At 59.1% G+C, this 10,033-nt stretch carries 11 protein-coding genes; 3 read left to right on the top strand and 8 right to left on the bottom strand.

Going from position 1 to position 10,033, the window contains the following annotated elements; genetic code table 11:
- The first annotated feature begins 96 nt into the window (after window positions 1-96).
- From MK6180000_RS17445 to MK6180000_RS17435, 3 genes are all read left to right on the top strand, one after another.
- The gene (locus MK6180000_RS17445; RefSeq protein WP_171054678.1) at window positions 97-465 is read left to right on the top strand and encodes a phasin family protein; all 369 of its coding nucleotides are present in this window, start codon (window positions 97-99) and stop codon (window positions 463-465) included.
- Between the two features lie 48 nt (window positions 466-513).
- On the top strand, window positions 514-720 hold the full coding sequence (locus tag MK6180000_RS17440) for a hypothetical protein (RefSeq protein WP_138935903.1): 207 nt from the start codon (window positions 514-516) through the stop codon (window positions 718-720).
- Between the two features lie 376 nt (window positions 721-1,096).
- Window positions 1,097-2,041 (top strand): sensor histidine kinase, encoded by a 945-nt coding sequence (locus tag MK6180000_RS17435; RefSeq protein WP_212751922.1) that lies wholly within the window; start codon window positions 1,097-1,099, stop codon window positions 2,039-2,041.
- Between the two features lie 171 nt (window positions 2,042-2,212).
- Here MK6180000_RS17435 and MK6180000_RS17430 read toward each other — a convergent pair whose 3' ends face one another.
- From MK6180000_RS17430 to MK6180000_RS17395, 8 genes are all read right to left on the bottom strand, one after another.
- Complete coding sequence (locus MK6180000_RS17430; protein ID WP_138935901.1) at window positions 2,213-2,860, bottom strand: CDP-alcohol phosphatidyltransferase family protein; 648 nt, start codon at window positions 2,858-2,860, stop codon at window positions 2,213-2,215.
- Window positions 2,853-3,248 (bottom strand): hypothetical protein, encoded by a 396-nt coding sequence (locus tag MK6180000_RS17425; RefSeq protein ID WP_138935900.1) that lies wholly within the window; start codon window positions 3,246-3,248, stop codon window positions 2,853-2,855. Before MK6180000_RS17425 ends, MK6180000_RS17430 begins: the two co-directional genes overlap by 8 nt.
- Entirely contained in the window at window positions 3,245-4,180 is a 936-nt protein-coding gene (locus MK6180000_RS17420; RefSeq protein WP_138935899.1) for a phosphatidate cytidylyltransferase, read from the bottom strand. The genes MK6180000_RS17425 and MK6180000_RS17420 overlap by 4 nt, the downstream gene beginning before the upstream one ends.
- A gap of 3 nt (window positions 4,181-4,183) precedes the next feature.
- Window positions 4,184-4,816 (bottom strand): lysophospholipid acyltransferase family protein, encoded by a 633-nt coding sequence (locus MK6180000_RS17415; protein WP_138935898.1) that lies wholly within the window; start codon window positions 4,814-4,816, stop codon window positions 4,184-4,186.
- A 70-nt stretch (window positions 4,817-4,886) separates the two neighbouring features.
- Window positions 4,887-6,509 (bottom strand): ABC transporter ATP-binding protein, encoded by a 1,623-nt coding sequence (locus MK6180000_RS17410; RefSeq protein ID WP_138935897.1) that lies wholly within the window; start codon window positions 6,507-6,509, stop codon window positions 4,887-4,889.
- Window positions 6,506-7,345 carry an ABC transporter permease gene (locus MK6180000_RS17405; RefSeq protein ID WP_138935896.1) on the bottom strand — a complete coding sequence of 280 codons (840 nt, stop codon included), beginning with the start codon at window positions 7,343-7,345 and terminating at the stop codon, window positions 6,506-6,508. Before MK6180000_RS17405 ends, MK6180000_RS17410 begins: the two co-directional genes overlap by 4 nt.
- A complete protein-coding gene (locus tag MK6180000_RS17400) occupies window positions 7,342-8,313 on the bottom strand; it encodes an ABC transporter permease (protein ID WP_138935895.1) in 972 nt (323 codons plus the stop codon). The genes MK6180000_RS17405 and MK6180000_RS17400 overlap by 4 nt, the downstream gene beginning before the upstream one ends.
- Before the next feature lie 95 nt (window positions 8,314-8,408).
- Window positions 8,409-9,974 carry an ABC transporter substrate-binding protein gene (locus MK6180000_RS17395; protein WP_138935894.1) on the bottom strand — a complete coding sequence of 522 codons (1,566 nt, stop codon included), beginning with the start codon at window positions 9,972-9,974 and terminating at the stop codon, window positions 8,409-8,411.
- Between the last annotated feature and the right edge of the window lie 59 nt (window positions 9,975-10,033).

Below are 10,033 nucleotides of genomic sequence, written 5' to 3'. Positions count from 1 at the left end.
GGTGGGTGCCGCGCTAAGGCCACATTGGATTAGATGCGCAATCGTAGCGATGTCCCTCTTTGTGCAAAGTCGACACTTTTAAATGAGGATGAAAATATGCCGAATGATCAGACACCGATGCGGAAATCACCCGAGGCGCCGACCCGTGCCACACAAGAGACTAAGAATTGGTTCGACGCCATTAATCCTGCTGTCAATATCTGGGCGCAGTCCAATGCTGCGCTTTTGACCCAGATGAGCGAGACGGCAAAGACGGTGCATCAGTTTACGCAGGCTCGTCTGCAGGCAAATATTGAGGCATGCCGCTCGCTTTCGTCTTGCCATGATCCAGCGGAACTGGCGGGACACCAGCGCGAGTTTATGGAAAACGCGACGGCGCAATACTCCGAACATGCCCAGAACATATCAGAGCGGACAGTCGCCATGATAACCGCCGCCGCCAAACGCCCGGCACCAGATCATTGAATTGATTGGAATACCTGTATCGCCGTCCACAAAAGGGGGGTTTTTGACATGCCAAACAGTACACAAACAGATCCGCGTGAAGAAGTGCTTAGACTTGCATTCCTGGAAGGCGCGAAATGGCCGCTAGGTCCTGCGCCGCTGCGCGCACTGATTTCCATGGGAATGCCCTACGCCCAGATTGCCAAGCATTTTGCGATCAGCCGCATTGATGTCTGTGATCTGCGCGCCCGGTACGGCATCGCGCGACCCAGTTAGCGCGATTGCAACAATGATACAAAGGAGATTCCAAGGTCGCTTCTTTATGTATGGCCGAAACTTGGAAGGCTGATTGATCGAATTCATATTCTTGATGTCGGCCAGAAGTGAGTTTCTACAAAATCATGCACCTGCTGAGAGCCTACTTGGTGCATATTCGCAACCTCCGCCGAATGGATATTGGTATGGGCGGGGGTGTTCCAGCGTAACGAGTTCCGTCCCTTCCACTGGTTCACTGCCCAAAACTGAACCATTGCAAATCTAATGTGGCCGGTTGTTGCGTCGGCATCCCAACCTTATATTCGCGGGGTGCTAATTGTCTCGGTTTTTGAGAGGTGTTGTCACAATGATGAAGTTTCACAGTTCTAGAGCTACCATGTCAGATATCGAAGTCGCGCCACTCCGGTCTGAGGCACCCTGGAAAGTGCAATCTAGGCTGGTGAGTGAAAAGCTCCTGCAGAATAGCCTGAAGATGTTTGTCGATCTTGGTCTCAATCCGCGTGAAATGAGCAGAGCGGCCAATCTTCCGTTGGAAGTAATTGAGGACGGTATCAGGCGCCTGAACAGGTCGACATCAGCGAGAGAGCGATGTGCTGATGTCCGGCCCCGGCCGGTCAGACATTCCCGTGCGACCGAACTTGAGGCGCAAGCGAGAGAGATCGATCACCGGATCGCCAACAGTATCCAGATCGCCGCCGCGATGGTGAAACATGCGAGCCGCGGGATTACCGATGTCGCCTCGGCGCGCGATGCACTTGCAAGTGCGATGTCGCGTTTGACGGCAATCGCCAGAATGCATCGGCAACTTAGTCAGGACTTGCCGGACAGCGAGGTCGATCTGGCACGGTTTCTCACTCCGTTCTGCTCAGACATCACGCAAAGCATTGGCGCAATTATCGAGGTTCAGGCCAAAGACGTGACTCTGCGCGCTGATAAGGCGACGCAAGTCTGTATCATTTTGAACGAACTGGCGATGAATGCGGTCAAGCACGGCGGCCATGATGATGAATCCGTCATCCTGTCGCTGGAAGCCGTGCACAGTGGACGCGACCAGTTGCGGATCACGCTGCGCGATAATGGACGCGGACTGCCCGCGGGGTTCTCCCTTCACACACAGGACGGCTTGGGGATGACAATCATTACCTCAGCAGTGGAAAAGCTGGACGGTACTCTGAGCCCTCTGCACGGATCCGGTGCCGGGTTCGAAATTACTCTGCCGTTGCGAGGTGAAAAAGATGGGCCGCGAAGTGCTGACATCAGCGCGGCGTCTAATTCGGCGCGGCTTGAATTGGAACGTGGACGGAACATGCATACACATTGATGACAAAGTGCCTGTAGATCATCGAACTCTGGTCAGAGCGTCTCTTGCCAAAGCTCAGGTGTTAGTACTGTCCCCGCGGCGCGCCCTGCTAGGTGTGAAGTAGCCGCGGGGTCCTGCATGTGCATGTCCGGGGCCCTTTTGCGCAGGCGCCCTCCCTCGGCATACCCAGCATCAGCCGCGCGCTAAAAGGGCTGCACTAATACGCCATGCCCGGCGCAGCGACGTAGCAGCAGCCCCTAGCATGATCAGCCAGAGCGCCGTAATCAGCGCGGTGCCCATGGGTACGATCGCAGTCTCGAACAGCGCAAGGAATGCGGCCAGCGTGATTGCCGCCATGCGGTGCTGCTTGGCCATTGGTCCGCAAAAATCGGGCGCAACACCGATGCTGGCCCCCAACTCGCGCGTGTAGGCGGTGAGCACGGCCATCGCAGCCGCCGCAATTCCCAGCCAAGGCAGGCCAACGCCAAGACCGGCACCCGTGAAGATTAAGATGTCAGACACGCGGTCGGGAAACTCGTTCCAGAGAGGGCCATCAGGCGCAGCGCGGCCCGCCTCTACCGCGACCATGCCGTCAAACAGATTGCACAAAAGACGCATCTGGCATCCCAGCGCGGCAATGATCAGCAAGAGAGCGGTGAGCACGCCGCCCGACGTCGCCGCGAGGGCCCAGAATGCGAGGCCCGCGATTAGTGCGGCGACCATGCTGGCCTGCGAAATCCCATTAGGCGTCGCGCCTCTTGCCGCCAGCGCGCGGGTGACGCGCGCGGCCCATTTGGTGTCGCGGCTGCTTAGCGGGCGGCGGCTGGTCAGATCAGGCATTGCGCATCCTTTCGGCCCTGCATTGGCGCAGGCTATTGTAGGCAAAAATATAGGTCAGCGACACAAACAGCGGCACCGCAATGGTCGCCAGAAGCTCGGGTGTGCCTGCCAGCCGATGAGCGATAATCAGCAGCATGGCCGAGCATCCCCCCGCGATGATCGGCGGCAGCAGATAGGCCAGCAGCCCCGCAAACCGCGGCCGCATCCAGTCGACCGACCGCTTCAGGCCCAGCGTCAGCGCGCCCGAAAGCGCGCCCTGCACCAACCCGGCCAGCAGCGCCGCGTGCATCCCGTGGCCCGCATTGGCCCAGACTGCCCAACCGCCCATCGCGGCAAAACCGATGGCGACATGGACCGGCGTACTGGCTGCAAGACGCGCAAAGCTCACACCGCGCTCCAATAAAACCGCACGATGTGGAAAAAGATCGGCGCCGAAAAGATCACCGAATCCAGCCGGTCGATAAATCCGCCATGCCCCGCAATCAGGTGGCCCCAATCCTTGACGCCCCGGTCGCGCTTGATCGCCGACATGACCAGCCCGCCGAAAAAGCCCATCAGCGTGATCACAAGCGATATGCCAAACGCCTGGACAGGCGTGAACGGCGTTATCCAAAAGAGCGCGGCACCCAGCAGACTAGCACTGAGGACACCGCCCACCAGGCCCTCCAGCGTCTTGGACGGAGACAGGCGGGGCGCGATCTTGCGGCGGCCCAGCATTTTGCCCCAGACGTATTGCATCACGTCGCTAAACTGTACGACGACAATCAGGAAAAAGATTAAAAAGAGGCCGCGCCCCTCGTAGCCGGGGATTTGCAGGCTGAGCAGCGCAGGCACGTGGCTAACGCAGAAAACAGCAATCATCAGCGCCCATTGCGCTTCGGACACGCGGATCAGGAAGTTATCGGTCTGCCCGCGTAGTGCCGACAGGATCGGCATCAACAAAAACGCATAGACCGGGATAAAGATCGAGTAGAGTCCGTACCAGCCGATGCCGACCAGCACATATTGCACTGGCAGCACGACAAACACGGCGGCAACCAGCGCCCAGTGATCGGCGGCGCGCGTATTGGTCAGCGTTAAAAATTCGCGCAGCGCCGCGAAAGAGCAAAGCGCGAATAGAATGACGACACCCACCTGCCCCGCGATGAATGCCAATGCGATGACGCCCGCCATGACCCACCATGCGTTGATCCGCGCTGTCAGGTTCTGAATGGTCAGATCACCCGGCCCTGCCCGGCGTTTTAGTAGCTGCCCCGCGACCGTGGCGGCGCCCAGCACGGCCAGCACGCATATGGCCAAGATCAGAAAATGTGTGTCCATGCCTCAGGCCCCTCCATCAGGTGACAGATCGCGTAGCGCAGCTTGCGCGCGCGCCAAAAAGTCGGCTTTGCCCTGGTCCGGTATCAGTCGGATAGGCGCGCCAAAAGTGACGGTGCAGATCAAGGGGATCGGCACTAACGCACCTTTAGGCATGACGCGGTTCAGGTTCGCAATCCAGACGGGCACCATATCAATCTCGGGGTTCGCTGCCGCCAAATGATAGAGGCCCGACTTGAACGGCAACAGCACCTCATCGCCGGTATTGCGCGTACCCTCCGGGAAGAGGATCAGACTATCGCCGCCGGTTAGCGCCTCGCTCATGTCCGTGACGGGATCGCCCTGCCGCGTGGCCGGGTTTCGGTCGATCAGCACTGCGTTAAACACCTCGCGCCCGATAAACCCCTTCAGCTTGGACGTCAGCCAATAGTCGGATCCGGCGACAGGCCGCGTTCGGGCACGCATGGCGCGTGGCAGCACGGTCCAGATCAGGACGAAGTCGCCATGGCTTGCATGATTGGCGTAGTAGATGCGTTGCACTGGCGTGGGAGGGGCCCCCGCCCAGATACCGCGCACAGCGGTAATGGCGCGGGCAAACCCTACGATCAGTATCGCGCAAATACTGGCAAGGCTGGACATGAGGCAGTTCCCAAAGAGGTGTGCCGCGCCGGGCTAGGCCCGCTCGGCGACACAAGCCAAATAAAATTCGCTACTCGGCGTTGGCCAGCGCGCGCTCGTACTCCTGCCCTGGAATCGCGTCCAGCAGGGATTGCGTGTACTCGGTATCGGGGTTGTGCAGCACCTTGCCGGCTGGCCCCGCCTCAACAATGCGGCCCTTTTGCATGACAATGATCCGGTCGCAGATGCGCGCCGCGACGCGTAGGTCGTGGGTGATAAACAGCATCGACAAGTCCAGCCGCGACTTAAGATCGGCCAGCAGATCCAGCACTTGGGCCTGAATTGACACGTCCAACGCCGATACAGCCTCGTCCGCGATGATAATCTTGGGCTCCAGCGCCAGTGCGCGGGCTATGCCGATCCGCTGACGTTGCCCGCCCGAGAATTCGTGTGGAAACCGGTTCATCGCAGAGGCATCCAGCCCGACCAGATCCAGCAACTCGCGGGCGCGGGCCAGCGCCTGCGCCTTGGGTGTGCCGTAGGCAATCAGTCCTTCGGTCAGGATACGCGAGACCCGTGCGCGCGGGTTCAGTGACGAAAACGGGTCCTGAAATATCATCTGCAATTTGCGCCGCTGATCGCGCAATTCGGCACCGGACATGTGCGCAATATCCGCGCCATCGACCATCACGCGGCCGCTGTCGGGATTCAAAAGGCGCACGAGGCACCTGCCCACCGTCGACTTGCCCGAGCCGCTTTCACCCACGATGCCGATCGTCTCGCCTGCGTAGAGCTGAAAGCTGACGTCCTGTACGGCCTTTACCACGCGGCGCTTGCCAAAAAACGTGCCGGACCCGGTAGAAAAGGTCTTGTTCAGACCCTCGATGGACATGATCGGCTCGCGCGTTTGCTCGGCGGCCTCTGCACGCTGTGTCAAACGCGGGATCGCATCGATCAGCGCGCGGGTGTAGGGATGCTGCGGCTTCAGCAGAACCTCGTCGGCGGTGCCTGTCTCCACAATCTCGCCGGTCTGCATGACGATCACGCGGTCCGCGATATCGGCGACCACACCGAAATCATGCGTGATAAAGATAACCCCCATACCGCGCGACTTACGCAGGTTTTCGATGAGCGTCAGGATCTGCGCTTGTGTTGTCACGTCCAGCGCCGTCGTCGGCTCGTCCGCGATCAGGATGTCAGGCTCCAGCGCCAGCGCCATCGCGATCATCACGCGCTGGCGCTGCCCGCCCGACAGCTGAAAGGGGTAGGCGCGGATTGCCGATTGTGGATCGGGAATACCAACTTCGCCCAGCAACTCCAACGCGCGTGCGCGACGCTCGGGGCCTTTCAGCACGCCATGCGCCTCAAAAACTTCGGCGATTTGCGCGCCGACGCGCATCAGCGGGTTCAGCGCGCTCAGCGGCTCCTGAAAGATCATCGAAATGCGGCTGCCCCGCAGCTTTAGCATTTCCTTTTCGGACAGCCCTAGAATTTCGCGCCCGTCAAACGTGATAGTGCCTTCCACAGGCTCCACCCCTTGCGGCAAGAGGCCCATCACCGCGTTGGCGGACATGGATTTCCCCGAACCGCTTTCGCCGACGATACATAGGATTTCGCCCGCGGCTAAATCGAAATTGATGTTCTTGGCCGCATAGAGGCGATCGGCCCCGACAGGCAGGGCGATGGCAAGGTTGCGGATGCTGAGCAGGCTCATTCGGATTTCCTCGTCAGGCGCGGATTGAGCGCGTCGTTCAGGCCCTCGCCGATCAGGTTCAGCGCCAGCACGGTCAGAAGAATCGCCATGCCCGGTAGGAACGAAAGCCACCACGCGGTGCGAATTACGGTGCGCGCAGCGCCGATCATATAGCCCCATGACATCACGTTCGGATCGCCAAGCCCGAGGAAGGACAGTGAACTTTCCAGCAAGATCGCTTGGGCCACCATCAGCGACGCCAGCACGATGATCGGCGGCAACGCGTTTGGCAGCACATGGCGCAGGATGATCTGCGTATTGCCAAGGCCAGAAAGGGTAGCCGCCTCAACGAATTCGCGCGTGCGCAGGCTCAGGACTTCGCCGCGCACCAATCGCGCGACGGGGGGCCAGCTAACCACCGCAATGGCGATGATGACAAATGTTAGGCTAGGTTGAAAGATCGCCAAGAGGACAATGGCCAGCGCAAAGCTGGGGATCGTCTGGAAAAACTCGGTAAAGCGCATCAGCGCATCGTCGGTACGTCCGGCAAAATATCCAGCCATCGCGCCAACGGGCACACCAATAGCCAGCGCCACGATGGTCGACACAAGACCGACCAGCAGGCTGACATACGCGCCGTGGAACAGCCCCGACAGCACGTCCCGGCCAAGCGCGTCGGTGCCTAGCGGCAGGCCAGTATACTCGAACGGGGCCAAGAACGGGCGCTGCACCATTTTCCATGGACTTTGCGGGTAAACGACAGGGGCAAGGATGGCTGCAAGGATCACAAGAGCCAGAATGAACAGGCCGATGACGGCGCCGCGATTATAGCGGTAACGTTTCCAAAAATCCTTCATGCCGTCAGCCTTATGCGCGGGTCGATGATAACGTAGACGACATCGGTAATCAGGTTGAACAGCAGCACCATGGCCGCAGAAATGTAAAAGACACCAAGGATTACGTTATAATCGCGCTGATTGATTGCCTCGAACATCAGCCGCCCGATGCCAGGCCAGGCAAACACCGTTTCGGTCAGGATCGCGCCGCCAAAGATCTGGCCCGCCTGAAGTCCTGCCAGCGTGATGACCGGCAAGAGCGCGTTGCGAAGGATGTGGCGGCGCTGAATCACGCTGCGCTTCAGACCCTTGGCACGGGCTGTCTTGACAAAATCGAGGCGGGACACCTCTAACATCGAGGCGCGGGTCATGCGCATGTAAATTGCCATAAAAAACAGGCCGAGGGTCGAGGCTGGCAGTACCAGATGTTTGGCCACGTCCATCACATGCGCCATGCCGGTGTAGCCCGCGCCGATGGTCGAATAACCGAAACCGGGCAACCAGCCCAGCCAGACTGAAAACACCAGCGCAGCCATCAGCGCGACCCAGAAAAGGGGTGTTGCGTAAAAAAGCAGCGCGAGGGTGGAGATGATCGTATCGCCCCAGCTGCCCTGACGGGCGGATGCCGCGACGCCTGCGATTACACCCAGCACCAGCGACAGCACGAAGGCGACACCCGTCAGAAGCAGCGTTGCAGGCAGGCGGTCGCCGATCAGCTCGGCCACCGGCATCTGCTGGCGGAAGGAATATCCAAGGTCCATCTGAACAGCGCCCTTGAGGTAGATCCACAACTGAACATAAAGAGGCTGATCCAGACCGAAACGCGCGCGCAAGTCTGCAAGAAACTTGGCGTCTGCGGCGCCGGCCTCGCCTGCCATGACGGCGGCGGGATCGCCGGGCGCGGCGTGGATCAAAAAGAAGTTAAAGACGAGAATGGCCAGCAGGATAAACACCGCCTTGACCAGCCTGCCCAGGATAAAACGTGTCACGTTTTGTTTGCCCCTGTTGTCGATCTCATTTTATGAATCGTTTTTTAGGTGCGTCCGGGGCGCCAACCGCGCCCCGGACCACTGGGCAGATGCCCTTACTCTTTGGCAATCCACGTATCGCGGAAGCCGTCATTGACGCCCAGCGCGGTGCTGACCGGGTTCTTGACGTTGCAGCGATAGATCGTGGGGAAGCCCAGCTCCAACAGCCAGATGTTCGGAACGTCCGACACGATCTGGTCTTGGATCTTTTTGTAGGCAGCCTTGCGATCTTCGGGGTTGGCCATCAGAGCGGCCTCGTTCCACATCGCATCGACTTCGGGGTTCTGATAGTTCGACACGTTGTTCCAAGGCGAGCCGGGCTCAGCGTTGTCGCCAAGGTAGGTCCGCGAAACTCCCAAGGCCGGATCGCCGTACTGGTAGAGGTATGTAAAGGCCAGATCGAAGTCACGATCACTGATCTTCTGGTTCCAGCCCGCGACGTCAGCCGGGATCAGCTCGGCGTTCATGCCAATTTCGGCCAGGTTCTGTTTGACCGCTTCGGCCCAGCGCGTCCATGTCTCGCCGTAAGGCAGGCCAAGGATACGGATGGTTTCACCGTCATAGCTCGAGTCGGCTAGTAGCTTCTTGGCCTCTTCGGGGTTGTAGCTGATGTCTGGCGTGTCACTAGCATAGAAACGTGTCGAGGAAGAGACGGGACCAGTCGCAACCTTGCCCAGGTCATTCCACAGCGCAGACTTGGCAAATTCGCGATCGACAGCATGCATGATTGCTTTGCGCACATTCACGTCATCCAGCGGCTTGTTGTTGCTGTTGACCCACATCCACGACAGCGGACCAAAGAATTCCCAGCCCTTATCGGTGATGCATGTATTCTCCATGTCGCGCACGCGCGGCACTTCGAAGTTCTCGATCGAGCCACCAGGCAAAACGTCGACTTTGCCAGTCTCGTACGCTACGGCACGCGATGCGGCATCCGGGATCACATGGTAATAGATCTCATCAAGGTAAGGCTTGCCCTCCATGTAGTAGGCTTCGTTCTTGACCAGATGGATGAAGCTACCCTTCTCCCATTTGTCGAACTTGAAGGGGCCAGTACCGATTGGCGTGTTGTTCGCCTCGTTGCTGGCGAAATCGGTGCCCTCATAGATGTGCTTGGGTATCATCGGCGCGGTGCCCGGCTCAAAGATACCAATGAAGGGGCCAAACGGCTGCTTCAGTTTGAAGACAACGGTAAGGTCGTCGGGCGTCTCAATGCTTTCGACATGGGTCAGATACGTGCGCATCCGCGAGTGCGATTCGCGTAGAAACACATCGACTGAAAACTTGACGTCCGCGGATGTGAACGGCTCGCCGTCATGGAAGGTCACGCCGTCCTGCAGCGTGAACGTGTAGGTCAGTCCGTCCTCGGAAATCTCCCACGATTTGGCCAGTTGCGGCGACGGCGTCAATTCGTGATCGTAGCGCAGCAGGCTTTCATAGATTTCGCCCGCGACCATCTGCGTCGGGCCATTTTGAATGAGGCCGATCATCAATCCGGGTGGTTCGGGCTGAATCACGACGTTCAGCGTGCCGCCCGCCTGCGGTGTGCCGTCCTGCGCGGCCAGCGGGCCGGCAAGGGCCAGCGCCAAAGCGGCGGCAGCGAATTTGATTTTTCGAAGCATAATTGTTTCCCCGTTGGTTGGTTTTGCTTATTTTTATTATAGAAGCAGAATACCGGAAT

Origin of the sequence: Roseovarius arcticus, assembly GCF_006125015.1 — a bacterium.
Taxonomy (GTDB): Bacteria; Pseudomonadota; Alphaproteobacteria; order Rhodobacterales; family Rhodobacteraceae; genus Roseovarius; species Roseovarius arcticus.
The sequence above is the reverse complement of the archived record's forward strand: the minus strand, read 5'-3'. Positions and strand labels throughout refer to the sequence as shown.

What these genes read in the sequence shown, in the direction of transcription:
- MK6180000_RS17405 (WP_138935896.1), bottom strand. Translation starts at nt 7,345, where the DNA reads ATGAAGGATTTTTGGAAACGTTACCGCTATAATCGCGGCGCCGTCATC.
- MK6180000_RS17430 (WP_138935901.1), bottom strand. Translation starts at nt 2,860, where the DNA reads ATGCCTGATCTGACCAGCCGCCGCCCGCTAAGCAGCCGCGACACCAAA.
- MK6180000_RS17415 (WP_138935898.1), bottom strand. Translation starts at nt 4,816, where the DNA reads ATGTCCAGCCTTGCCAGTATTTGCGCGATACTGATCGTAGGGTTTGCC.
- MK6180000_RS17410 (WP_138935897.1), bottom strand. Translation starts at nt 6,509, where the DNA reads ATGAGCCTGCTCAGCATCCGCAACCTTGCCATCGCCCTGCCTGTCGGG.
- MK6180000_RS17395 (WP_138935894.1), bottom strand. Translation starts at nt 9,974, where the DNA reads ATGCTTCGAAAAATCAAATTCGCTGCCGCCGCTTTGGCGCTGGCCCTT.
- MK6180000_RS17445 (WP_171054678.1), top strand. Translation starts at nt 97, where the DNA reads ATGCCGAATGATCAGACACCGATGCGGAAATCACCCGAGGCGCCGACC.
- MK6180000_RS17420 (WP_138935899.1), bottom strand. Translation starts at nt 4,180, where the DNA reads ATGGACACACATTTTCTGATCTTGGCCATATGCGTGCTGGCCGTGCTG.
- MK6180000_RS17440 (WP_138935903.1), top strand. Translation starts at nt 514, where the DNA reads ATGCCAAACAGTACACAAACAGATCCGCGTGAAGAAGTGCTTAGACTT.
- MK6180000_RS17435 (WP_212751922.1), top strand. Translation starts at nt 1,097, where the DNA reads ATGTCAGATATCGAAGTCGCGCCACTCCGGTCTGAGGCACCCTGGAAA.